Origin of the sequence: Modicisalibacter sp. MOD 31.J (assembly GCF_020147985.1) — a bacterium.
Lineage (GTDB): Bacteria > Pseudomonadota > Gammaproteobacteria > Pseudomonadales > Halomonadaceae > Modicisalibacter > Modicisalibacter coralii.
Genome location: NZ_JAGXFF010000003.1, coordinates 674,293 through 697,345, shown reverse-complemented (window position 1 = coordinate 697,345; position 23,053 = coordinate 674,293). Strand labels below are relative to the sequence as shown.

General features: G+C 67.4%; 19 protein-coding genes. 4 read left to right on the top strand and 15 right to left on the bottom strand.

Translation table 11 applies throughout. The annotated features are described in order from the left end of the window. Nucleotides 1-343: 343 nt before the first annotated feature. Both tkt and KGR00_RS13740 read left to right on the top strand, forming a co-directional pair. The gene (tkt, locus tag KGR00_RS13745; RefSeq protein ID WP_224418233.1) at nucleotides 344-2,341 is read left to right on the top strand and encodes a transketolase; all 1,998 of its coding nucleotides are present in this window, start codon (nucleotides 344-346) and stop codon (nucleotides 2,339-2,341) included. 151 nt (nucleotides 2,342-2,492) lie between these two features. Then, the gene (locus tag KGR00_RS13740) at nucleotides 2,493-3,485 is read left to right on the top strand and encodes a sensor domain-containing diguanylate cyclase (RefSeq protein ID WP_224418234.1); all 993 of its coding nucleotides are present in this window, start codon (nucleotides 2,493-2,495) and stop codon (nucleotides 3,483-3,485) included. 12 nt (nucleotides 3,486-3,497) lie between these two features. Here KGR00_RS13740 and nrdF read toward each other — a convergent pair whose 3' ends face one another. From nrdF to glnA, 15 genes are all read right to left on the bottom strand, one after another. Next, on the bottom strand, nucleotides 3,498-4,475 hold the full coding sequence (nrdF, locus tag KGR00_RS13735; protein WP_129140995.1) for a class 1b ribonucleoside-diphosphate reductase subunit beta: 978 nt from the start codon (nucleotides 4,473-4,475) through the stop codon (nucleotides 3,498-3,500). An 85-nt stretch (nucleotides 4,476-4,560) separates the two neighbouring features. Further along, complete coding sequence (gene nrdE, locus KGR00_RS13730; protein ID WP_224418235.1) at nucleotides 4,561-6,723, bottom strand: class 1b ribonucleoside-diphosphate reductase subunit alpha; 2,163 nt, start codon at nucleotides 6,721-6,723, stop codon at nucleotides 4,561-4,563. Beyond that, entirely contained in the window at nucleotides 6,713-7,114 is a 402-nt protein-coding gene (nrdI, locus tag KGR00_RS13725; protein ID WP_129140954.1) for a class Ib ribonucleoside-diphosphate reductase assembly flavoprotein NrdI, read from the bottom strand. Before nrdI ends, nrdE begins: the two co-directional genes overlap by 11 nt. 15 nt (nucleotides 7,115-7,129) lie before the next feature. After that, nucleotides 7,130-7,357 (bottom strand): glutaredoxin-like protein NrdH, encoded by a 228-nt coding sequence (gene nrdH, locus KGR00_RS13720; protein ID WP_129140953.1) that lies wholly within the window; start codon nucleotides 7,355-7,357, stop codon nucleotides 7,130-7,132. Nucleotides 7,358-7,497: 140 nt separating this feature from the next. Continuing rightward, entirely contained in the window at nucleotides 7,498-8,706 is a 1,209-nt protein-coding gene (gene ubiM / locus KGR00_RS13715; RefSeq protein WP_224418236.1) for a 5-demethoxyubiquinol-8 5-hydroxylase UbiM, read from the bottom strand. Nucleotides 8,707-8,857: 151 nt separating this feature from the next. After that, nucleotides 8,858-9,910, bottom strand: a complete 1,053-nt coding sequence (locus tag KGR00_RS13710; protein WP_129140952.1) for a class I fructose-bisphosphate aldolase — start codon at nucleotides 9,908-9,910, stop codon at nucleotides 8,858-8,860. Between the two features lie 73 nt (nucleotides 9,911-9,983). Continuing rightward, on the bottom strand, nucleotides 9,984-11,528 hold the full coding sequence (locus tag KGR00_RS13705; protein WP_224418237.1) for a tripartite tricarboxylate transporter permease: 1,545 nt from the start codon (nucleotides 11,526-11,528) through the stop codon (nucleotides 9,984-9,986). A gap of 10 nt (nucleotides 11,529-11,538) precedes the next feature. Continuing rightward, a complete protein-coding gene (locus tag KGR00_RS13700) occupies nucleotides 11,539-12,012 on the bottom strand; it encodes a tripartite tricarboxylate transporter TctB family protein (protein ID WP_224418238.1) in 474 nt (157 codons plus the stop codon). Beyond that, nucleotides 12,009-13,019 (bottom strand): tripartite tricarboxylate transporter substrate-binding protein, encoded by a 1,011-nt coding sequence (locus KGR00_RS13695; protein WP_224418239.1) that lies wholly within the window; start codon nucleotides 13,017-13,019, stop codon nucleotides 12,009-12,011. Before KGR00_RS13695 ends, KGR00_RS13700 begins: the two co-directional genes overlap by 4 nt. Before the next feature lie 48 nt (nucleotides 13,020-13,067). After that, nucleotides 13,068-14,273 (bottom strand): CoA transferase, encoded by a 1,206-nt coding sequence (locus KGR00_RS13690; protein WP_224418240.1) that lies wholly within the window; start codon nucleotides 14,271-14,273, stop codon nucleotides 13,068-13,070. A gap of 2 nt (nucleotides 14,274-14,275) precedes the next feature. Then, entirely contained in the window at nucleotides 14,276-15,226 is a 951-nt protein-coding gene (locus tag KGR00_RS13685) for a hydroxymethylglutaryl-CoA lyase (protein ID WP_224418241.1), read from the bottom strand. A gap of 277 nt (nucleotides 15,227-15,503) precedes the next feature. Continuing rightward, nucleotides 15,504-16,913 carry a nitrogen regulation protein NR(I) gene (gene glnG / locus KGR00_RS13680; protein WP_129140946.1) on the bottom strand — a complete coding sequence of 470 codons (1,410 nt, stop codon included), beginning with the start codon at nucleotides 16,911-16,913 and terminating at the stop codon, nucleotides 15,504-15,506. A gap of 87 nt (nucleotides 16,914-17,000) precedes the next feature. Then, nucleotides 17,001-18,041, bottom strand: a complete 1,041-nt coding sequence (glnL, locus tag KGR00_RS13675) for a nitrogen regulation protein NR(II) (protein WP_224419829.1) — start codon at nucleotides 18,039-18,041, stop codon at nucleotides 17,001-17,003. 411 nt (nucleotides 18,042-18,452) lie between these two features. Next, complete coding sequence (locus KGR00_RS13670) at nucleotides 18,453-19,031, bottom strand: DUF4124 domain-containing protein (protein ID WP_224424443.1); 579 nt, start codon at nucleotides 19,029-19,031, stop codon at nucleotides 18,453-18,455. A 183-nt stretch (nucleotides 19,032-19,214) separates the two neighbouring features. Further along, entirely contained in the window at nucleotides 19,215-20,624 is a 1,410-nt protein-coding gene (gene glnA, locus KGR00_RS13665) for a glutamate--ammonia ligase (protein WP_224418243.1), read from the bottom strand. Between the two features lie 587 nt (nucleotides 20,625-21,211). Between glnA and KGR00_RS13660 the strand changes: the two genes are divergently transcribed. Both KGR00_RS13660 and KGR00_RS13655 read left to right on the top strand, forming a co-directional pair. Further along, nucleotides 21,212-21,775: a hypothetical protein gene (locus tag KGR00_RS13660; protein WP_224418244.1), complete on the top strand. Its 564-nt coding sequence runs from the start codon at nucleotides 21,212-21,214 to the stop codon at nucleotides 21,773-21,775. 262 nt (nucleotides 21,776-22,037) lie between these two features. Beyond that, nucleotides 22,038-23,027 (top strand): polysaccharide deacetylase family protein, encoded by a 990-nt coding sequence (locus tag KGR00_RS13655; RefSeq protein WP_224418245.1) that lies wholly within the window; start codon nucleotides 22,038-22,040, stop codon nucleotides 23,025-23,027. Nucleotides 23,028-23,053: the final 26 nt, after the last annotated feature.

Genomic DNA, 23,053 nt, shown 5'->3' with positions numbered 1-23,053 from the left:
CTCTCTAAGGCTGTCCGTTAGCGTCGCAACGAAGGGCGATCATATGGCCTCACGCCTGCGAGACGACAGGCGGCGACATGTGACCGAGCGGGGTGGCGCGGCTGCCGGGCTCGAGGGTCAAGAGTCTACACGCTGCCCCAGCGGCTGCCTAGCGACGGCCCGGGGGCCCGCCACGCGCCGTCGGGCGATTTGCTGGCAGGCGTCATCTCGGCGACAATACGGCTCTGATTTCACGCGCCGCGCCACAGGCGGCGTCATCCCGCGAAATGACCGCGGCGCGGGTGCTCCCGGGAAGGAAGCATCCGCGGCCGCTGCCCGTTTGCCGCAGGCGAGGAGCTACTAAATGCCGTCCCGTTTCGAGTTGGCGAATGCCATCCGCGCGCTGTCCATGGATGCCGTGCAGAAGGCCAATTCCGGCCACCCCGGTGCCCCCATGGGCATGGCCGACATCGCCGAGGTATTGTGGAACGATTACCTCAAGCACAACCCGGCCAACCCGCACTGGGCCGACCGCGACCGTTTCGTGCTCTCCAACGGCCATGGCTCGATGCTGCTCTATTCGCTGCTGCACCTGAGCGGCTACGACGTCACCCTCCAGGACCTGCAGAACTTCCGCCAGCTGCACTCGCGCACACCGGGCCATCCCGAGCTGGGCTACACCCCGGGCGTGGAAACCACCACCGGGCCGCTCGGCCAGGGGCTGGCCAACGCCGTGGGCATGGCCATCGCCGAGCGCACCCTGGCGGCGCAGTTCAACCAGCCGGGCCATGACATCGTCGACCACTACACCTACGTGTTCCTGGGCGACGGCTGCCTGATGGAAGGCATCTCCCACGAGGTCTGTTCGCTGGCCGGCACCCAGGGCCTGGGCAAGCTGATCGCCTTCTACGACGACAACGGCATCTCCATCGACGGCGAGGTCGAGGGCTGGTTCACCGACGACACCGCCAAGCGCTTCGAAGCCTACGGCTGGCACGTGGTGCCCAACGTCGACGGCCACAAGCCCGATGAGGTCAAGGCGGCGATCGAGCTGGCGCATTCCAACGACGACCGCCCCAGCCTGATCATCTGCAAGACGATCATCGGCTTCGGCGCGCCCAACAAGCAGGGCAAGGAAGAATCCCACGGTGCCGCGCTGGGTGACGACGAGGTGGCCGCGGCCCGCGAGCAGCTGGGCTGGCCGCACGCGCCCTTCCACGTGCCCGAAGCGGTCTACGCCGGCTGGGACGCCACCGAGCGCGGCAACGCCGCCGAGCAGGACTGGAAGACCCGCTTCGAGCGCTACCAGGCCGATCACCCCGAGCTCGCCAAGGAGCTGTCGCGGCGCCTCAAGGGCCAGCTGCCCACCCCGCTGACCAGCGAGAAGCTGATCGAGCAGGCCCAGGAGAAGGCCGAGACGCTGGCCAGCCGCAAGGCCTCGCTGGCGTGCCTCAACGAGCTCGGCCCGCAACTGCCCGAGCTGCTCGGCGGCAGCGCCGACCTGGCACCGTCCAACCTGACCTTCTGGAAGGGCGCCAGCGCCATCAATCGCGATCACCACGCCGGCAACTACCTGCATTACGGGGTCCGCGAGTTCGGCATGGGCGCGATCATGAACGGCATCAGCGCCCACGGCGGGTTCATCCCCTACGGCGCGACCTTCCTGACGTTCATGGAGTACATGCACAACGCGGTGCGCATGGCCGCGCTGATGAACCGCCAGGCGATCTACGTGTTCACCCACGATTCGATCGGCCTCGGCGAGGACGGCCCCACCCACCAGCCGATCGAGCAATTGAGCGCGCTGCGCTCGACGCCCAACCTGTCGACCTGGCGGCCGTGCGACGCCACCGAGACCGCCGCCGCCTGGCACGCCGCGATCCATCGCCGTGGCGCGCCCACCGCGCTGGTGTTCTCGCGTCAGAACCTCGCCGCCCAGCAGCGCGACAAGCACCAGCTGGCCGACATCCAGCGCGGCGGTTACGTGCTCAGGGACAGCGACGAGCCGGCCCAGGTGGTGCTGATCGCCACCGGCTCCGAGGTCGACCTGGCGATGCAGGCCGCCGACGCCCTGGAGGCCAAGGGCAAGGCGGTGCGCGTGGTGTCGATGCCCTCCACCGACGTGTTCGACGCCCAGCCGCAGAGCTACCGCGACAGCGTGCTGCCGCCGCGCCTGCGCCAGCGCGTGGCGATCGAGGCCAGCCACTGGGTCTACTGGACCAAGTACGTGGGCCTCGACGGCCGGGTGATCGGCATGCACGGCTTCGGCGAGTCGGCCCCGGCCAAGGACCTGTTCACGTACTACGGCTTCACCGTCGACAACGTCGTCGAGCAGGTCGAGGAACTGCTGGCCGTCGATTGACCCGTCGGGCCCGTCCGTTCGCGGGTGGGCCCGCCTGCCCGCGGCCACCGAGTCCCGGGCTTCCTGCCTTTTTCTTACCGCTGACCGGCGGTCCTTCTAAAGCCGCCCTCGCCGGTGCCGATAAGTCCAGTGACGTGGTTACCCTTACCAGGTGCTGAGCAATATTGCTGTGGGCGAACAGGATCTCTACAAGAAGCGTCTGCAGCTGACTCTCGAAGCCAGTGGGCTCGACCTGTGGGAGAACAACCTGTCCACGGGCGAAGTGGTCTTCGGCCTGACCAGGATCTTCAGCGATCTCGGCTACGACGACGACGAGAAAGCCGGTGATATCGGCGACATCTTCGCGCTCATGCATCCCGACGACGTGGCCGTGGTCGAACAGGCCGTCGATGATCACGTCAACGGCCACACCGAGCGCTACTACAGCGAATTCCGTATTCGTGCCAAGTCCGGCCAGTGGGTCTGGTACGCCAATTACGGCAAGATTATCGATGACGCGATCGACGGCAACCGCTTCATCGGCGTCAGCTTCAGCCTCGCCGACAAGAAGCGCCAGGAGGAGGAGCTGCTGGCGCTGAACATGCGCCTGTCCCAGCAGAATGCCCAGCTCGAGCGTCTCAATGCCGAACTCCACTCCCTGGCCGTCCGCGACTCGCTGACCGGCCTCTACAACCGGCGCCATCTACTGGACGTCGGCGAGCGCGAATACCAGCGCTCGCGGCGCTTCGATCACTCGCTGACGTTGCTGCTCCTCGACATCGACTTCTTCAAGCGCGTCAACGATACCTGGGGCCATAGCACCGGCGACCGGGTCATCCGCGCCGTCGCCGACTGCTGCGCGCGCCAGGTGCGCGAGGCCATCGACACGGTGGGGCGAATCGGCGGCGAGGAGTTCGCCATCGTGCTGCCCGAGACGCCGCTCGAAGCGGGAATGACGCTCGCCGAGCGGCTGCGCATGGCCATGGCCGAAACGACCGTCACGACCCATGATCGCGACGCCGAGACCTCGGTGACCCTGAGTATCGGCGCCGCCCAGCTCTGCAGCGAGTGCCACTCCTTCCACGACCTGCTGGTACTTACCGATCGCGCCCTGTATCGCGCCAAGCGCGGCGGACGCAACCGGGTCCACGGGTACGGCGCCTGAAGCGATTCCGCCTCAGAACGCCCAGTCCTCGTCGACGGTGCGTTCGGTGCGTCCGATCACGTAGGACGACCCGGAGCCGGAGAAGAAGTCGTGGTTCTCCTCGGCGCCGGGCGAGAGCGCGGCGAGGATCGCCGGGTCGACCGCCTCGGTGGCGCCGGGGAACAGCGCCTCGAAGCCCAGGTTCATGAGCGCCTTGTTGGCGTTGTAGTGGAGGAACGCCTTGACCTCCTCGGTGAGCCCGACCTCGTCGTAGAGCGATTCGGTGTAGTGCACCTCGTTGTCGTAGAGCTCGAGCAGCAAATCGATGGCCTCCTCCTTGACCGCCTGTTGCCGTTCGGCGCTCTCCTGCTCCAGGGCGCGCTGGAACTTGTAGCCGATGTAGTAGCCGTGAACCGCCTCGTCGCGAATGATCAGGCGGATCAGGTCGGCGGTGTTGGTCAGCTTGCCGCGACTCGAGAAGTACATCGGCAGGTAGAAGCCGGAGTAGAACAGAAACGACTCGAGGAACACGCTGGCGACCTTGCGCATCAGCGGGTCATCGGTGCGATAGCGGTTCAGGATCAGTTCCGCCTTGTTCTGCAGGTGCGCGTTCTCCTCGCTCCAGCGGTAGGCGTCGTCGACGTCGCGTGTCGCGCAGAGCGTCGAGAAGATCGAGCTGTAGGAACGCGCGTGGACCGACTCCATGAAGCTGATGTTGGTGAATACCGCCTCCTCGTGGGGCGTCACCGCATCCTCGATCAGCGTCGGCGCGCCGATCGTGCCCTGGATGGTGTCGAGCAGGGTGAGTCCGGTGAACACCCGGATGGTCAGTTGCTGCTCGCGATCGTTGAGGGTGTTCCAGGAGGGTACGTCGTTGGACAGCGGGATCTTCTCCGGCAGCCAGAAGTTGCTGGTGAGGCGGTTCCACACCTCGAGATCCTTGTCGTCCTGCAGGCGATTCCAGTTGATGGCGTCGACGCGACTCAGGCGACGGGTGGCGTTGGCAGGCATATCCATGGCGAATGTCTCGTTCGTTGGGCGTGGCCGGCATGCCGGCCACGTTTCCAGAGTTCACGGGCGCACCGCAGCGCGGGCGTTACAGGGTGCAGGACACGCAACCCTCGACCTCGGTCCCCGCCAGGGCGGCCTGGCGCAGGCGCACGTAGTAGATCGTCTTGATGCCCTTCTTCCAGGCGTGGATCTGCGCCTTGTTGATGTCGCGGGTGGTCGCGGTGTCGCGGAAGAACAGCGTCAGCGACAGCCCCTGATCGACGTGCCGGGTGGCTTCGGCATAGGTGTCGATGATCGCCTCGGGACCGATCTCGTAGGCATCGCGGTAATAGTCCTGATTGTCGTCGTCGAGATACGGCGCCGGGTAATAGACGCGGCCCAGCTTGCCCTCCTTGCGGATCTCGATCTTCGACACCACCGGATGGATGCTCGAGGTGGCGTGATTGATGTAGGAGATCGAGCCGGTCGGCGGCACCGCCTGCAGGTTGCGGTTGAACAGGCCGTGGGTCATCACCGAGGCCTTGAGCTCCCGCCAGTCGTCCTGGGTCGGGATATGGATGCCGGCGCCATCGAACAGGGCGCGCACCTTGTCGGTCCTCGGCCGCCAGGCCTGCTCGGTGTACTGGTCGAAGTACGTGCCGCTGGCGTAGGCGGAGTCCTCGAAACCGGCGAAGCGCTCGCCGCGCTCGATGGCCAGCCGGTTGGAGGCACGCAGCGCGTGGAAGGTCACCGTATAGAAATAGAGGTTGGTGAAATCCAGGCCTTCCTCGCTGCCGTAGTGGATACGCTCGCGGGCCAGATAGCCGTGCAGGTTCATCTGCCCCAGGCCGATGGCGTGGGAGCGCGCGTTGGCCTCGGCGATCGACGGCACCGAGCGAATGTCGCTCATCTCGGAGACCGCGCTTAGTGCGCGCACCGCGGTCTCGACACTGGCGCCGAAGTCCGGCGCGTCCATCACCCGGGCGATGTTCAGCGAGCCCAGGTTGCAGGAGATGTCCTCGCCGGTGTGGCGGTAGCCGAGGTCCTCGTCGTACTCGGTGGGCGAGTTGACCTGAAGGATTTCCGAGCACAGGTTCGACATGTTGATGCGCCCGGCGATCGGGTTGGCGCGGTTGGCGGTATCCTCGAACAACACGTAGGGGTACCCGGACTCGAACTGCAGCTCGGCGAGCGTCTGGAAGAGTTCGCGGGCCTCGATCTTCGACTTGCGGATGCGCGGGTCGTCGACCATCTCGTGGTACTTCTCGGTGACGCTGATGTCGCCGAAGGGCACCCCGTAGACCCGCTCGACGTCGTAGGGCGAAAACAGGTACATCGGCTCGTTGCGCTTGGCCAGCTCGAAGGTGATATCCGGGATCACCACGCCCAGCGACAGCGTCTTGATGCGGATCTTCTCGTCGGCGTTCTCGCGCTTGGTATCCAAAAAGCGCAGGATGTCGGGATGGTGGACGTTGAGATACACCGCCCCGGCGCCCTGCCGCGCGCCCAGCTGATTGGCGTAGGAGAACGCGTCCTCGAGCAGCTTCATGATCGGGATGATGCCCGAGGACTGGTTGGCGATGCGCTTGATCGGCGCCCCGGCCTCGCGGACGTTGGACAGCAGGAAGGCCACCCCGCCGCCGCGCTTGGAGAGCTGCAGCGCCGAATTGATCGCCCGGCCGATCGATTCCATGTTGTCCTCGATGCGCAGCAGGAAGCACGACACCAGCTCGCCGCGCTGTTGCTTGCCGCAGTTGAGGAAGGTCGGCGTCGCCGGCTGGAAGCGGCCATGGATGATCTCGTCGAGCAGCGTCGTCGCCAGTGCCTCGTCGCCGCGCGCCAGGCTCAGCGCGACCATGCACACGCGATCCTCGAAGCGCTCCAGGTAGCGCTGGCCGTCGAAGGTCTTGAGGGTGTAACTGGTGTAGTACTTGAAGGCACCGAGGAAGCTCTGGAAGCGGAACTTCACCGCATAGGCCCGCGCGAACAGCGACTTGACGAATTCGAAGGCGTACTGGTCGAGCACCTCGCGCTCGTAGTACCCCTCCTCGACCAGATAATCGAGCTTCTCTTCCAGAGTGTGAAAGAACACCGTGTTCTGATTGACGTGCTGCAGGAAGTACTGGCGCGCCGCCTCGCGATCGGCGCCGAGCTGCAGCCGACCGTCCGCGTCGTAGAGATTGAGCATGGCGTTGAGCGCGTGATAGTCCAGCGTCTGGGCGCGCTGGGGGCTCGCGGCGGCGGCAGGGGTGGCGATTTCATCCGACATCGGCGGTCTCCATGGCCAGGCACTCGCGTACCCGGGCGACATCCTCGGGGGTGCCCATCAGTTCGAAACGGTAGAGAAACGGCACCCCGCACTTGTGGGCGATGACATGGCCGGCCAGGGCGTAGGCGCTGCCGAAGTTGGTGTTGCCACCGGCGACGACCCCGCGGATCAAGGCACGGTTGCGGGGATCGTTGAGAAAGCGGATCACCGGGGCCGGCACCGCGGTACGCGGGTCGCCGTCACCATAGGTGGGCACCACCAGCACATAGGGGCGCTCGGCCTGCAACGACTCGCGGCGGCTGATGGGAATGCGCCAGGCCGGCCAGTCGAGCTTCTGCACGAAGCGGTGCGTGTTGTTCGACTGGGTCGAGAAATAGACCACATCGATCATGTGACGCCCTCCGCCTCAACCGACGAGCTGGCGAATCCGCTCGGGGCGGAATCCCGACCAGTGCTCCTCGTGACCCGCCACCACCACCGGCAACTGACGATAGCCGAGCGCTTCCACCGCCTCGCGACCCTCGGGTTCCGCGCTGATATCGACGACCTGATAGGCAACGCCCTGCTTGTCGAACGCGCGATAGGTGGCGTGGCACTGCATGCAATCCGGCTTGCTGTAAATAGTAATACTCATGATAATCATTCCCTTACGAGTGGCGGGACGACAGGCTCGAAGAATGCCCGGCCTCGGCGGCCTGAACACCATATATGGTAGACGATGTCAGAAATGAATCAAGATATGGTGCTCAGTCCAACTGGAGTCCTTGATCGAAATCATGGTCTCGGCGATGTGGCGCGACGCGAGTCACTCAGCAGGTAGTGTTCCAGCCCCCAGCGCAGCGGTGTCACCCGCCGGGCCAGGCCCAGCGCGGCCCGGCGCATGAGGCGCGCCGGGGGCCGGGTATCATTGTAGAGACCGACCACCGCCCGCGACGCCAGCCACAGCGGCCGGGTCGCCTGGCGATGGGCGCGATCGTAGGCCGCCAGGACATCGGCATCGCCGATATCGCGCCCCTGGCGCTGGCCACGGGCGATTTCCCCGACCAGCCGCTCGACGCTGGCCAGCCCGACGTTGAAGCCGTGGGCGGTGGCGGGATGCAGGCCGATGGCGGCGTCGCCGATCAACGCCAAGCGCTCGGCGTGCAACCGCTCAGCGTAGCCAATCCACAGCGGGTAACCGTGCAGGTCGCCGACACGCTGCATGGCGCCCAGGCGGTGCCGGTAGAAGTCCGACACCGCCGCCGAGAAGGCCCCGGCGTCCAGCGAATGGAGCCACTCGGCCTCGTCCGGCGTCACGGTCATCACCACCGAGGAGGTGCGCCCGCTCAGCGGCAGCAGCGCCAGCGCCCGCCGGTAGCCGAACCACGACCAGGTCACCTGATCATGCGCGTGCTCGTGAGCCATCCGACATACCAGCACGTGACGCCCGGTATCCTCGAGCTGGGCGGGCACGCCCGCCTGACGGCGCATCGCCGACAAGCGGCCGTCGGCGGCGACCACCAGCCGCGCGGCGAGTCGTTCGCCATCCTCGCGCAGCAGCACCCGCGAATCTGTGGCGGTCTCCAGCGCCGTGACGCCGGTACCGGCGATCAACTCGATGCGCGAGTCGGCCTGGGCGGCCTCGAAGGCCGCCCGACGCAGGTGACGGTTGGCGACGAACTGACCGAGCGGATGCACCGCGGTGGCATCGACCTCCGCGAGCGTCAAGGGTCGCGTGGCGTCGCCGTCGTAGAGCTGCGCCGCGCGGATCGGCGCGACATGCGCCTCGGCAATGCGCGACCAGATACCGGCGGCCTCGAGCCGCCGCCGCGAGGCGTGGGTCAGGGCGATCTCGCGACCGTCGTCGGCAGGCTCGGCCAGGGCGGCCCGCGGGGCCCGGTCGATCACGGCCACCGTCAGCCCCAGCGCAGCCAGTTCCACCGCCAGGCAGAGCCCGGCCGGCCCGGCTCCGACGATCGCCACGTCCTTCATCGCTTGTGTCACTCGCGCCGCTCCTTCGCTCCTTTCGAGGTAGCGCCATCATAACCGCCGCGGGTCGCGCGCGGCGGCGCGGCGACAATCGGCCGCGTCGAGAACGCAAACGGCCCGGCGACGAGGCCGGGCCGTGGCTGGCGAATGCCGCCCCGCGCGGGGCTCAGGCGATGGTGACGTCCTTCGCCAGATAGACGTCCTGGATGGCGTTGAGCAGCTCGACGCCCTCCTTCATCGGCTTCTGGAACGCCTTGCGGCCCGAGATCAGGCCCATGCCGCCGGCGCGCTTGTTGATCACCGCGGTACGCACGGCCTCGCCGAGATCGGAATGGCCCTTGGAACCGCCGCCCGAGTTGATCAGGCCGATGCGTCCCATGTAGCAGTTGGCCACCTGATAGCGGGCCAGGTCGATGGGATGATCGGTGGTCAGCTCGTCGTAGACCTTGTCGTGGGTGTGACCGAAGCCGACCTTGCGGTAGCCGGCGTTGTTCTCGGCGAGCTTCTGCTTGACGATGTCGGCCTTGAGGGTGGCCGCCAGGTGGATCGCCTGCCCGGTCAGGTCGGAGGCGACGTGATAGTCGGTGCCGTCCTTCTTGAACTCGGGATTGCGCAGGTAGGCCCAGAGCACGGTGACCATGCCCAGTTCGTGGGCACGCTCGAAGGCCTCGCTGATCTCCTCGATCTGGCGCCGGCTCTCCGGCGAGCCGAAGTAGATGGTCGCCCCCACCGCCACGCAGCCCATGGCATGGGCCTGCTCAACCTGGGCGAACGGCGTCTGGTCGTAGACCGCCGGGTAGGTCAGCGTCTCGTTGTGGTTGAGCTTGAGCATCATCGGGATCTTGTGGGCATAGCGCCGCGCCACCGACGACAGCACGCCGAGGGTCGAGGCCACGCAGTTGCAGCCGCCCTCGATGGCCAGCTCGACGATGTTCTTGGGATCGAAATACAGCGGGTTGGGCGCGAAGGAGGCCCCGGCGGAGTGCTCGATGCCCTGGTCGACCGGCAGGATGCTGACGTAACCGGTGCCGCCCAGCCGCCCGTGGTCGAAGATCGCCTGAAGGTTGCGCAGCACGTGGGGGCTGCGATCGGTGTCGGTCATCACCCGATCGACGAAGTCGGGACCCGGCAGATACAGGCTGCCCTTGTCGAATCCGCGGCACGAGTGATTGAGCAGGCTGTCGGCCTCGTCGCCCAGCAACTTGGCAATATCGGTCATCGTCTTGCACGCCTCCCTTGAGAGTGGTCCTTGCTGATCCCGCGGTGCGGGCTCCATCCTCCCATCTTGGCGTCTAGCGCCGCCGCTTTCCACCCCGATGGAGCGTCGCCGGCCACGCTCGACGCCCGCTATCTCGATTCAGCCACCAGGCGTAGAGCAGGCCGGCCACCATCAGGGCGACGGCGAACGCATAGATGCCCACCGAGATGGCGCTGGACACCAGGATGCTCCAGTCGCCGCCCGAGATGGACATGGCCCGGCGCAGGTTGAACTCCATCTCGCCGCCCAGCAGCAGCCCCAGGACCACCGGCACCGACGGGATCTCCAGCTTGCGCAGCGCATAGCCCAGCACCCCGAAGGCCAGCATGACGCAGAGATCGAAGGCGCTGTTGTTGAGCGAGTAGACGCCGACGAACGCCACCAGGATCACCACCGGCATCAACAGCCAGGTGGGGGCGCGCAGCACCCGGGCGAACAGCCCCACCAGCGGCACGTTGAGCACCAGCAGCATGATGTTACCGATGAACAGCGCCGCCACCAGCCCCCACACCATGTCGGGCTGCTGCTCGAACAGCAGCGGCCCTGGAGTGATGTTCATCGACAGCAGCAGCGCCAGCAGGATGGCCGTCGTGCCGCTGCCCGGGATGCCCAGCGACAGCATGGGAATCAGCGCACCGCCGGCGGCGGCGTTGTTGCCCGCCTCGGGGGCCGCCACGCCGCGCGGGTCGCCGTTGCCGAAGTCGCCCTTGCGCCCCAGCCAGCGCTTCTCCAGCGTGTAGGAGAGAAAGCTGCCCAGCGAGGCGCCGGCCCCGGGCAGCACCCCGGCGATGAAGCCGATCAGCGAACCACGGGCGATGGTCGGCGCGCAGCGTCCGGCGCTGCGCATGCCGGGGATCGCCGAGCCCAGCTCCCGGCTGGCGCCGGTTGCCTGGCGGCGGTCCTCGAGGAATAGCAGGCACTCCGAGATGGCGAACAGCCCCACCAGGGCGGCGATGAAATCGATGCCGTCGTACAGCTCGTACAATCCGAAGGTATAGCGCGACACGCCGCTCGCCGGGTCGAGCCCCACCGTGCCCAGCAGCAGGCCCAGACAGGCGGCGACGAAGCTCTTGGTGAAGCTGCCGCTGGTCACCCCGCCGATGGTGGCGAACGCCAGCACGAACAGCGCGAAGTACTCGGCGGGGCCGAAGCGAATGGCGAAGCCCACCAGCAAGGGCGCGAACAGCGTCAGGCCGATGGTCGCCACCGTCGCGCCGACGAACGAGGCCACCGCGGACAGCCCCAGGGCCTCACCGCCGCGCCCCGCGAGCGCCATCGGATAGCCGTCGAGGGTGGTCATCATCGCCGGCTCGTCGCCGGGGATGTTGAGGACGATCGAACTGATGCGCCCACCGTACATGGTGCCGTAATAGACGCTGACCAGCAGGATCAACGCGGCGGTGGGCGACAGGCCGAAGTTGAAGGCCAGCGGAATCAGCAGCGCCACGCCGTTGACCGGCCCCAGCCCCGGCAGGGCTCCGATCAGGGTCCCCACGGCACAGCCGATCAACGCCAGGAGCAGATTCTGGGGCTCGGTGGCCACCGCGAAGCCGTGCAGGAGAAAGCCGAGGATATCCATGCGATGCCCCTCAGAAACCCAGGCCGGGGATGGCGGGCAGCGGAATGCCCAGCGCGTACTCGAACAATAGATAGAGGATCGCCGTCAGTGCCGCGCCACTGACCAGCGCCTGGCGCCAGGCGGCATCGAACAGGCGAATCAGCAGCACGCTGCAGACCAGCGTCGCCGGCAGGAACCCCCAGGGTTCGAGGAAGGCGGCATAGCCGCCCAGCACCACCAGCAGCCCGGCCTGGCGCAGCAGCGCTGCCCCCCCGGGCCAGCGCTGGTTGAGGCCGGGCCGGCAGATCAGGTAGAGCGCCAGCACGCCCAGCGGTACGCAGACCAGACGCGGAAACAGATCCGGCCCCACCGGCTGGCGAAAGCCGGAAACGAAGGTCTGGGCGTGCCACCAGGCCACCACCGCCAGCAGGAGCAGCACGGCCCCGGCGAGACGGTCGCCGAGGGCCGCCGGACGCGGCGCGTCGCCGGGTTCGTCTGCCGTCACTGGATGACCCCGATCTCCCGGGAAATGCTCTCGACCTGGTCGGCGGTATCGCGGACGAAGGTGTCGAACGCGTCACCGCCACGCCACAGGGGCACCAGGCCGTTGCGCTCGGCGACCTGTTTCCACGCCGGCGAGTCGTAGAGGGTCTTCAGGGTGTCGACCATCGCCTGGTAGTCGGCATCCGAGACCTCGCCACCGGTATAGAAACCGCGCCAGTTGTAGCCGGTCACGTCATAGCCCTGGGAGACCGCGGTGGGCAGGTCGTCGAAGGGCGGCGCCAGCGGCTCGTCGGCGAGCACCGCCAGCACGCGGACGTCCCCCGACTTGATGAAGCCCGCGATCTCGCCCAGGTCGGTGGACACGACGTCCACGTGGCCGCCCATCATCTGGGTCACGGCGGGGCCGCCGCCGTCGAACTGCACCCAGCGCACCTTGCCGGTCTGGTCGCTGGCCAGGCCCGCGGCCTTGGCCAGCATCAGCGCGCGTATGTGATCCCAGCCACCGGCCCCGCTGGACCCCGACAGCACCACCGACGAGGGATCCTCGACCAGCGCGTTCAGCAGATCGTCGAGGCTCTGATAGGGGCTGTCGTCGTCGACCAGGATCACCCCCACGTCGGTGCCCAGCATGGCCAGCCAGCGCATGGTGTCGACGCCGCCCGGATAGCGACCCTGGGCGATCTGGGTGATCCCCACGGTGCTGGTGGCCACGATCAGGTCGCTGTCATCGGCGCGCTTGCCGGCCACGTTGGAGAACGCCACGGCGCCCACGCCGCCGGGCATGTTGACCACCTGGACGGGGCTGTCGACCAGTTCGAGATCGTAGAGCAGCTTGCCCACGCTGCGGCAGGTGAAATCCCAGCCGCCACCCGGGTCGGCCGGCGCCAGGCACTCGCTGATCGGCAATGCCTGACTCGGGGTGCTGACGGCCAGGCCCGCGCCCAGCAACAGCGTCGCGGCGAGGGTCTGCAGGGGGCGCAAGGCGAGCGTGCGTGGAGAGATGGCCATGATTGTTGTTCCTTGTGTCGGTTCGTCTCGTCGTCATTCCGGTGAGGGTCAGATCGCGCCCTCGTCGTGAAGCCGTTGCAGTTCGCTCTCGTCGAGACCCAGTTGGGTCAGGATCTCGCGGGTGTGCTCGCCCAGGGCCGGCACCGGCCGGTAGACCGCCGCCGGCGCCTCGCTCATCTTCACCGGAAAGCCGGTGGTGGGGACCCGGCCGTGTTCACCCTGGTCGAGATCCAGGCGCATCTGCTGGGCCTGGACCTGGGGATCGTCGAAGGTCTCGCGCAGGCTGTGGACGCGCCCGCAGGGCACGCCGGCCTCGTTGAGATGCTCGATCCACTCGGCCACGCGGCGCGTGCCGATCACGGCGTTGAGACGTTCGCGCAACGCCTCGCGGTGGAGCATGCGCTGGGCATTGTCGGCGAAGCGCGGTTCATCGAGCAGCTCGAGGCAGTCCAGGGCGCGCAGCAGACGCTCGACCATGGCGTCGTTGCTGGGCGCGATCGCCACGTCGCCGTCGCTGGCCTTGAACAGGCCGTAGGGATAGACCATGGGGTGGTCGTTGCCGGTCCGCGCCGGCACCCGGTCGGTGGCGAAATATTCCGCGGCGAGATAGCCCATCATGCTGATCAGGCCGTTGGTCAGGGCGGTCTCGACGATGTCGCCCTGGCCGGTGCGCTCGCGACGCACCAGCGCGGCGCAGATGCCGAAGGCCAGGTTCTGGCTGGCGACCATGTCGCTGAGCGGCGGCGCGGCACGCATGGGCTCGCCGTCGGCCGGGCCGTTGACGCTCATGAAGCCGCTCATCGCCTGGGCGATGAAGTCGTAGGCCGGGCGGTCGCGATAGGGCCCCTCGGAGCCGAAGCCATTGATCCGCCCCACCACCAGCCGCGGAAAGCGCTCGCGCAACGTGGCATCGTCCAGGCCCATCCTGGCCAGCACCCCGGGGCGGAAGTTCTCGACCAGCACGTCGGCGTCCTCGAGCAGCCGCCACAGGACCGCCTTGCCGCTCTCGCTGCGCAGGTCCAGGGTCAGGGAGCGCTTGTTGCGATTGAACTGGGCGAAGTACCAGCTGAAGCCCTTGACCCTGTTGCCCTGGGAGCGCACCACGTCACCACGACGCGGCGGCTCGACCTTGATCACGTCGGCGCCGTGATCGCCGAGCATCTGGGTGCAGAAGGGGCCGGAGATCACCCGCGTGAGGTCGATGACGCGAATGCCCTCGAGGGAGCCGGCGGTCGGCAGGGAGAGTGGCGCCATGCTCACCCCCGGGCCGTGGCGACGGCGTCGCCGTCGCTGAGCGCCAGCCGCGGCCCGGCCTTGGAAACCTGCGCGGGCAGTGGTCGGCCCATCAGGCGCGAGGCCAGTCGACCGGCCTCGATCAGCGTCGTCAGGTCGATGCCGGTGTCGATGCCCATCTCGGTGAGCAGGTAGACCAGGTCCTCGCTGGCGATGTTGCCGGTGGCCCCGGGGGCGAAGGGACACCCGCCCAGCCCGCCGATGGAACTCTCGTAGCGGGTGACGCCGAGCGCCAGGCCCTGCATCACGTTGGCCAGGCCGATACCGCGGGTGTTGTGGAAGTGCAGCGTCGGCGACAGGGAGGGCGCCACCTCGCGCAGATGGCGGATGCGCTCGCCGACCAGCGGCGGCGTCGCCATGCCGGTGGTGTCGCCCAGCGACACGTGACGTGCGCCGAGATCGGCGAAGGCACGGGCGATGTCGCCGACCGCGCCGACGTCGACATCGCCCTCGAAGGGGCAGCCGAAGGCCGTGGCGATGGCGCCGCGCAGTTCGACGCCGCTGCCGTCGAGCAGCCGCGCGATCTCCGTGAAGCCCGCCAGCGAGGTGGCGATGTCGCGGTTGACGTTCTTGGCGTTGTGGGTCGGCGAGGCCGAGACGAACAGCACCACCGAGTCGATGCCGGCTTCCAGCGCGCGTTCGGCGCCGCGCACGTTGGGCACCAGCGCCGACCAGTGCACGTCCGGGATGTCGGCCAGCGCCGCCACCAGTTGCGCCGCATCGGCCAGGGCGGGCACCGCCCGCGGGCTGACGAAGGAGGTCAGCTCGAACTCGCGCACCCCGGCGGCCACCAGCGCTCGCACCAGGGCGACCTTGTCGTCGGTACTCAACCGTGTCGCTTCGTTCTGCAGACCGTCGCGCAGCCCCACCTCGGTGACATGCACCCGGGCGGGCATCGGCTGGTGCTGATCCATGACAGGGGCGCCTCGTCGAACCGGTTTCAATGGGTTACACGAGCCTACCCCTGTCGGGTCAGGTCACAAAAGCACGACTTTGGTCGCCCCATACGCCGCGAGCCCGGAGAACAACCCTGCCGCCGGGGTCTCCCACGGGGCTCGCGCGAGCCCCGCCAGTCACTCCTCGGCCAGTGCCGGCAGCAGCACTTTCACCTTGCAGGCCCTTGTGAAGAGCCGGTGTTGCGCCCCCAGCCCAGCGACTCGACTGCCTCGATACAGACCGCCATCTCGCCGGTCACTCCTCGGCCAGTGCCGGCAGCAATACCTTCACCTTGCGGGTCAATGTATTGCGCCCCCAGCCCAGCAGCTCGGCGGCCTCGCCCTTGCGCCCGCCGGTGTGCTTGAGGGCGGTCTCGATGAGGATGCGCTCGAAATCCGGCACCGCCTCTTCGAGCAGATGGGTGTGCCCGGCGGCCAGCGCCCGGTCGGCCCATTCACGGAAGGCGCTGCGCCAGTCGCCGCTGGCCGCCTCGGTGCCCTCGACGTCGCGCAGCTCCGGTGGCAGGTCGTCGACCAGCACCTCGCGGCCCGAGGCCATCACCGTCAGCCAGCGACAGGTGTTCTCGAGCTGGCGCACGTTGCCCGGCCAGGGCAGCTTGGTGAGGTGCTGCTCGGCGTCCTTGGTCAGCACCTTGGGATCGGTGGAAAGCTCCTTGGCGGCCTCGGCGAGAAAGTGCTGGGCCAGCCGCGGGATGTCCTCGCGGCGCTCGGCGAGCTTGGGCAGGTGGACGCGAATCACGTTGAGGCGGTGGAACAGATCCTCGCGGAAGCGCCCGTCCTCGACCAGCCGCTCGAGGTTCTGGTGGGTGGCGGCGATGATGCGCACGTCGACCTTGACCGGCGTATGACCGCCGACTCGATAGAACTCGCCGTCGGCCAGCACGCGCAGCAGACGGGTCTGGGTGTCGGGCGGCATGTCGCCGATCTCGTCGAGGAACAGCGTGCCGCCGTCGGCCTGTTCGAAGCGCCCGCGACGCTGCGCGGTGGCGCCGGTGAAGGCGCCCTTCTCGTGGCCGAACAGCTCGGACTCCATCAGGTCCTTGGGGATCGCCGCCATGTTCAGGGCGATGAACGGGTGCGAGCGGCGCGGGCTGTGCTGATGCAGTGCCTGGGCGACCCGCTCCTTGCCGGTCCCGGACTCGCCGTTGATCAACACGGTGATGTGCGACTGCGAGAGCCGGCCGATGGCGCGAAACACCTCCTGCATCGCCGGCGCCTCGCCGATGATCTCGGTGGTCAGGCCCTCGGGCACCGCCGCCGGCGACTGACGTTCGCGGGCATGGGCCACCGCACGGCGTACCAGGGCCAGTGCCTCGTCGACGTCGAACGGCTTGGGCAGGTATTCGAAGGCCCCGCCCTGATAGGACGCCACCGCACTGTCCAGGTCGGAATGCGCGGTCATCACGATCACCGGCAGGTCGGGGTGGCTCTCGCGGAGCCTCGCCATCAGATCGAGGCCGTCCAGCCCCGGCATGCGGATGTCGGTGAGCAGCACGTCCGGCGGGTGGCGCAACAGGCTCTCGAGCGCGGTGTCGGCGCGATCGAAACTGGTCACTTCCAGGTCCGGCTGGGCGAGGGCGCGCTCCAGCACCCATCGTATGGCACGGTCGTCGTCGACGATCACGATACGAGCGACGTCAGTCATAAAGCCCTCCAGCGGGTAGCATAGGTTCGCCTCCGGCGAATGTCGCAAGATCAGCGCGTCCGGCGCTGCGTGTGCCTGCCGCTGCCATCAGTTCGCCTCCAGCGGAATCAGCAGGCGGAATTCGGTACAGCCGGGCTGCGAGTCGCACTCGATCAGGCCCTGGTGCTGGTGGAGGATCGACTGGGCGATCGACAGCCCCAGCCCGCTACCTTCGGCGCGCCCCGAGACCATCGGGTAGAACAGCGTCTCGCGCAACGTCGCGGGGATCCCCGGGCCGTTGTCGATGATCGCCACCTCGCAGACCAGCCGGTGGCGCTCCGCCCCCAGGGTGAACTGGCGCCGCGCACGGGTGCGCAACGTCAGCCGGGGCCGGGCGACGCCGCTCTCCTCCATGGCCTGCACGGCGTTGCGCGCGACGTTGAGTACCGCCTGGATCAACTGCGACTCGTCGCCGTTGAGATCGGGCAGGCTGGGGTCGTAGTCGCGCACGTAGTCGACCCGCGAATGCTCGGCCTCGAGCAAGGCACGCACCCGCTCGAGGACCTTGTGGATGTTGAGCGGCTCGTGGCGGACCATGTGGTTGGGGCCAAGCATGCGATCGACCAGATCGCGCAGCCGGTCGGCCTCCTCGACGATCACCCGGGTGAACTCGGCGAGCTGCGGGTCGGGCAGATCGCGCTCGAGCAGTTGCGCGGCACCGCGGATGCCGCCCAGCGGGTTCTTGATCTCGTGGGCCAGCCCCCGGGAGAGCACCTTGATGGTCTCCTGGCGACTGATCAGCGCCTCCTCGCGGGAGATGCGCATCAGCCGGTCGCGGGGCTCGATCTCCAGCAGCAGCTCGTCCTCGGCGAGCGGCGTCACCGTGAAGTCGACGGTGATCGATTCACCGCCGACCAGCAGCAGGACCGCCTCGCGCTGGGTGAAGGGGTGATACTCCTCGAGCGCCTTGGCCAGCACCTCGGCCACGGCGCCGCCCTCGCCCTCCAGGCATTCCAGCCGCAGGCCCTGGACGCGGCCCTGGCTGACCGCCAGCAGCGCCTCCGCCGCGGGGTTCAACCAGCGCACGCGCAACGCGTCGTCGAGCAGGACGACCGCGGTGGTGAGATTCTCCAGCAGGCGTTGATACATGGCTCGTTCCGACATTCCGGGACTCGTTAGCTGTCGATTTGCAAAAAGCGCGCCACTCTGCGAAAGACCGTAACGACGCGAGATCCGCGCCGCCGCCGCGCGCCGTTACGCACCATTATGGTGCATCAGGTCGAACCCTGCCGCGCCAGAATGGCACGCCCGGGCAGGCGTCGTCGGCACCCGGCGGCGTTGCGGCGGTGCAGCACGAGACGGCGAAGATGGCACGACGCGCCATGCCGGAACCCTTTTCCGGCCGGCGCGGTCGCCTCAGAGGGTGTTTACAAAGTCGGCGAGCGAAGGCAAGACAAGGCGAAATCGGCCGAAAAAGCGGAGTTTACAAGGGCTAAATGAGCATTTTTAGGCCGATTTTAACGCCGTATTGTCGAGCGCAGGCATTTTGTAAACACCCTCTCAGTTGGCGGGGTTGTTGGGGTTGGCGGGCAGATTAACGCTGGCACGCTGGACGTAGAGTGTCACCGGCGCACTGCGATGACGCACCTTGCCGTCGCCATCGAGCAGTTCGGCGCGCAGGGTGTGTTCGCCGCGATCCAGGTTGGTGAGCATGAAGGCACTGGTATGCAGGGCCGACTGGCTGACGTTGCCGTCGACGAGCAGGCGGACCTTGTGGTCCGGGCGCAGGTCGGGCTCGATATCGAGCATCACCTGGACGTTGCCGGCGGCGCCGGTGGGCAGGGTCTTGCCGTCCGGCGGCGAGGCGATGCGAAAGGTGGTATAGGGCATGAACGGCTGACCGATGGCTCGCCTCGACGACGACGTCTCGCGGCTCGGGGCCGCCGACGGCGTCGACGACGGACTGGCCGAGGGCACAACGGTCAGCGGCGCCAGGTCGACGCGCTGGGCGTCGTCCACCGGCCGGTCGGTGAAGACCACGTTGCCCTGGGCATCGGTCGTGCGATAGACCGTCGCCGCCTGGGCCATGCTCCATGCCAGCCCCATCACCAAGCCCACCGCGAGTAGACGCCGCATCATCGTCCCTGCCCTCTCTGCTCATTGTCCCGCCCGTACCGGCGCCGGACGGCGATCCTCCGGCAGTGTAACGCAAAACGCAAAAGGGGCCCGCCGTGGCGAGCCCCTTCGGTGCGGCTTGCGAGCAAGCCGGCGGAAGACGACCGGCACGACCCACGATAGACCATCGCGGGCCGGCCGAGGCCCTCAGCAGCTGTAGTAGAGGTCGAATTCGACCGGGTGCGTCGCCATGCGCAGGCGCTCGACTTCCTCGTCCTTCAGCTCGATGTAGGCATCGATCATGTCGTCGGTGAACACGCCGCCTTCGGTGAGGAAGGCACGGTCGTCGTTCAGGGCTTCCAGGGCCTGATCGAGGCTGTTGGCCACGGTCGGCACCTTCTTGCCCTCTTCCGGCGGCAGGTCGTAGAGGTTCTTGTCCATCGCGTCGCCCGGATGGATCTTGTTCTTGATGCCGTCGATGCCCGCCATCAGGATGGCCGCGAACGCCAGGTAGGGGTTGGCGGTCGGGTCGGGGAAGCGGCACTCGACGCGCTTGCCTTTCGGGCTGGACGTGTACGGGATGCGGATCGACGCGGAACGGTTGCGCGCCGAGTAGGCCAGCATGACCGGCGCCTCGAAGCCCGGTACCAGACGCTTGTAGGAGTTGGTCGAAGCGTTGGTGAAGGCGTTCAGGGCACGCGCGTGCTTGATGATACCGCCGATGTAGTAGAGGGCGGTCTCGGACAGACCGGCATAGCCGTCGCCGGCGAACTGGTTCTCGCCATCCTTCCAGAAGGAAGAGTGCACGTGCATGCCGGACCCGTTGTCGCCGACCAGCGGCTTGGGCATGAAGGTCGCGGTCTTGCCGTAGGCGTGGGCGACGTTGTGCACCACGTACTTGAGCTGCTGGACCTCGTCGGCCTTCTTGACCAGGGTGTTGAACTTGACGCCGATCTCGTTCTGGCCGGCGTTGGCCACTTCGTGGTGATGCACTTCCACCGCCTGGCCGATCGCTTCCAGGGTGTTGCACATCGCGCTGCGGATATCATGGAAGCTGTCCACCGGCGGGACCGGGAAGTAACCGCCCTTGACGCGCGGACGGTGGCCCAGGTTGCCGCCTTCGACGTTGGTGGCCGAGGTCGCCCAGGCGCCTTCTTCGGAGGTGATCTTGTACATGGCGCCGTCGATGTCGGCACGCCAGTGGACCTCGTCGAAGATGAAGAACTCGGGCTCCGGACCGAAGAAGGCGGTGTCGCCCAGGCCGGTGGAGTTCAGGTAGGCCTCGGCACGCTTGGCGATGGAGCGCGGGTCACGCTCGTAACCCTGCATGGTGGCCGGCTCGATGATGTCGCAGCGCAGCACCAGGGTCGCGTCTTCGGTGAACGGGTCGAGGAAGCCGGTGCCGTCCTCCGGGCGCAGGATCATGTCGGATTCGTTGATGCCCTTCCAGCCTTCGATGGAGGAACCATCGAACATCTGGCCGTCCTCGAAGAACTCGTCGTCGATAGCGCTGGCCGGAATCGTTACGTGCTGCTCCTTGCCCTTGGTATCGGTGAAGCGCAGGTCAACCCACTTGACGTCGTGTTCTTCGATCAGGGCGAGTGTCTTCTCAGACATGATGTCCTCCACAAATGAGCATTTCGGGCTCGAATCGATAGCTTGCGTGTCCAGCGTCGTTTTAGCACGCCGACCAAGGATTGCCTATGACGTGCCGTTCTGGCAAACCAAATGCAGACACCGTGCCAAAATGGCGCAACCGTTTCGCACGCCATCTGACAACCCCATGAAATCCCAGTGAAAATTCGACGCCAGCGGGGCCGGCACGGCGCCGCGGGAACGCGCCCGCTCGCGCCATCGGGGTGCACCCGACAGCTGCTCGCACCGCAAGAATGCAAAAAAGGCGTACCAGGCACCAACTTGGTGCATGCGGCGCGAGACGCCGCCTGGCCCGGCCCCTTGCCGGGAATGACCCCTCTCAGCCCGGGGGCCTCCGGAAAAATCACTCCCCACGATCTCGGAAATCAGCCAGCCGGGGCGTTGCAACCTTTTGAAACCGACGGCTACACTTGATTACATAACAAGAAACGCTATCAGGACACATGTGGGCCACGTCGGAGGGCAGCGGCCATCCGACGTCGAGGAAGCCGGCGGCCTGCGTCGATGTCACGGTAAACGGCCATTACCGGATTCAGGACGCCCTCCCTATGAACTCGTACAGCGTCATCATCGATTCCCGACGTGGCTACTTCCGCCTCGCCCGCTTTCTCGCGGCGATCGAGCAGAACGCCCAGGGCTTCGCGGGGCGCCTGGAGACCTGGCTGGTGATCGACAAGCCGCGCAACCGCATGGATCAGCTGGCGGAAGCGCACGGTGCCCGGCAACTGCTGCTACCGAGCCAGCCCCACGGCAAGCGGCTCAACATCGCGTCCAACCACAGTCAGTCCGACGTGCTGGTGTTCATCGACCCCGTCATCGACCTGCCGCCGGGCTGGCTGGATTTCCTCGAGCAGACCCTGTTTCACCAGCACTGGGACGTCACGGCCCTGGTGACGGAGGGCTGGTTCGCGACGCACTGGCTGCAGCGCCTGCACCGTCCCGGTGTCCGCGTACCGATGCTGGCCATGCGACGCATCTGGTTCGAGCGGGTCGGCGGCTTCGATCCCGAGCTGGAGGGCGGTGCCGAGCAGGACCTGTTGACCCGACTGAGGGCCTGTCACGCTCGCGTGCTGCAGCGCAAGCCATGGGAGGGGCAGCGCTCGGCCGGGTGAGACGCTGCCCGTTAGGGAAATGCTGAATAAATCGACGAGCGAGATGAAGCGCGAGGCGCATGGAACGCAGAAAACGAGACATAACATGAAGTTAGGCGAGTTTTCGAGTACCACGCAACGAAGCGATTCGCTCGCGCAGGCATTTATGCAGCGTTTCCTTAGCCGGCAAGCCTTTAGTCGACCCCTGACCACCGCGGGGCCGCCAGACGGTATGATGTTTCCGAGGTTAGTCGTGCGCGAGGCGCACAAGGAGAGGCTATCCATGAACGGTCTGAACCTGGCCCAGGACCTGGCCTGCCGCCTGCGTGGCCACTGGCGGCGCAGTCTGGTCGCGCCCCTGTGGGGACGCAGCGCGATCCTCGTCCTGCCCCGGGTGGTCGATGACGAGGCCACCGCCCGCCTGCCCCACCGTGCCCCCTGGTGCCTGGGGCGCGAGAGCTTCGAGCGGCTGCTGCTCAGCCTCAGCGACATCGCCCGGGTGGTCAGCCTGGCGACGGTCATGCAGCCCCATCACCAGCCACAGGCCTGCATCGCCCTGACCTTCGACGGCGCCTGGCGCGACGACCTCGACGCCGCCATGCCGCTGCTCGACCATTATGCGATTCCCGCCAGCGTCTTCGTCAGCAGCGGCCAGCTGCAGCGTGCCCGCGGCGACTGGCGCGCGGTGATCGGCGACGGGCTCTGGCAAGGGCCGCATGCCCGGCGCATCCACGACGCGCTGGGCGATGCCGGCCTGCCCCTGCCGCCGGCGCCCCCCGCGCAGCGGGACACCGCCTACAGCCGCGCCCTGCGCGGCTATCTGCAGCAGTTGGCGGGCGTCGCCGCCCACCGGCTGGAAGCGGTGACCGACTACCTGACCATCGAACTCGATCTGCCGCCGCCGCACATCGACCCCTTCAGCATCCGGCGGCTGGAGAACGAAGGCCTGATCCGCTTCGGCACCCGCGGCATCGGTGTCGCGGCCCTCGAGGGCCTGGACGACGAGGCGATACGCCGCCAGGTGCGGCGCTCACGTCTGGCGCTGGCGCGCCTGTGCCGGGAACCGCTGCAGGTGTTCGCCTACCCCGACCGCGACCCCTCGGCCCGGGTCCGCCGCATCGTCAGGGAGTGCGGCGTGACCATCGGCCTGGCTCGCCAGGGCGGCTGGCTATCGCACCGCGACGACCCGCTCTCGCTGCCGCGCATCCCGCTCTCGCAGCCGCTGGCCCAGAGTCCGGGGCGCTTGTTCGACTATCTGCTCGGCCAGTTGTGACACCCCGGCGGCCCGACGACCCGATG

Excerpts from the sequence above, each read along its gene's own strand:
- KGR00_RS13660 (WP_224418244.1), top strand. The coding sequence starts at position 21,212 with ATGAACTCGTACAGCGTCATCATCGATTCCCGACGTGGCTACTTCCGC.
- KGR00_RS13705 (WP_224418237.1), bottom strand. The coding sequence starts at position 11,528 with ATGGATATCCTCGGCTTTCTCCTGCACGGCTTCGCGGTGGCCACCGAG.
- nrdI (WP_129140954.1), bottom strand. The coding sequence starts at position 7,114 with ATGATCGATGTGGTCTATTTCTCGACCCAGTCGAACAACACGCACCGC.
- nrdF (WP_129140995.1), bottom strand. The coding sequence starts at position 4,475 with ATGCCTGCCAACGCCACCCGTCGCCTGAGTCGCGTCGACGCCATCAAC.
- glnL (WP_224419829.1), bottom strand. The coding sequence starts at position 18,041 with ATGTATCAACGCCTGCTGGAGAATCTCACCACCGCGGTCGTCCTGCTC.
- nrdE (WP_224418235.1), bottom strand. The coding sequence starts at position 6,723 with ATGTCGGATGAAATCGCCACCCCTGCCGCCGCCGCGAGCCCCCAGCGC.
- nrdH (WP_129140953.1), bottom strand. The coding sequence starts at position 7,357 with ATGAGTATTACTATTTACAGCAAGCCGGATTGCATGCAGTGCCACGCC.
- KGR00_RS13670 (WP_224424443.1), bottom strand. The coding sequence starts at position 19,031 with ATGATGCGGCGTCTACTCGCGGTGGGCTTGGTGATGGGGCTGGCATGG.
- KGR00_RS13685 (WP_224418241.1), bottom strand. The coding sequence starts at position 15,226 with ATGGATCAGCACCAGCCGATGCCCGCCCGGGTGCATGTCACCGAGGTG.
- KGR00_RS13655 (WP_224418245.1), top strand. The coding sequence starts at position 22,038 with ATGAACGGTCTGAACCTGGCCCAGGACCTGGCCTGCCGCCTGCGTGGC.
- KGR00_RS13710 (WP_129140952.1), bottom strand. The coding sequence starts at position 9,910 with ATGACCGATATTGCCAAGTTGCTGGGCGACGAGGCCGACAGCCTGCTC.
- tkt (WP_224418233.1), top strand. The coding sequence starts at position 344 with ATGCCGTCCCGTTTCGAGTTGGCGAATGCCATCCGCGCGCTGTCCATG.
- KGR00_RS13690 (WP_224418240.1), bottom strand. The coding sequence starts at position 14,273 with ATGGCGCCACTCTCCCTGCCGACCGCCGGCTCCCTCGAGGGCATTCGC.
- glnG (WP_129140946.1), bottom strand. The coding sequence starts at position 16,913 with ATGACTGACGTCGCTCGTATCGTGATCGTCGACGACGACCGTGCCATA.
- glnA (WP_224418243.1), bottom strand. The coding sequence starts at position 20,624 with ATGTCTGAGAAGACACTCGCCCTGATCGAAGAACACGACGTCAAGTGG.
- KGR00_RS13695 (WP_224418239.1), bottom strand. The coding sequence starts at position 13,019 with ATGGCCATCTCTCCACGCACGCTCGCCTTGCGCCCCCTGCAGACCCTC.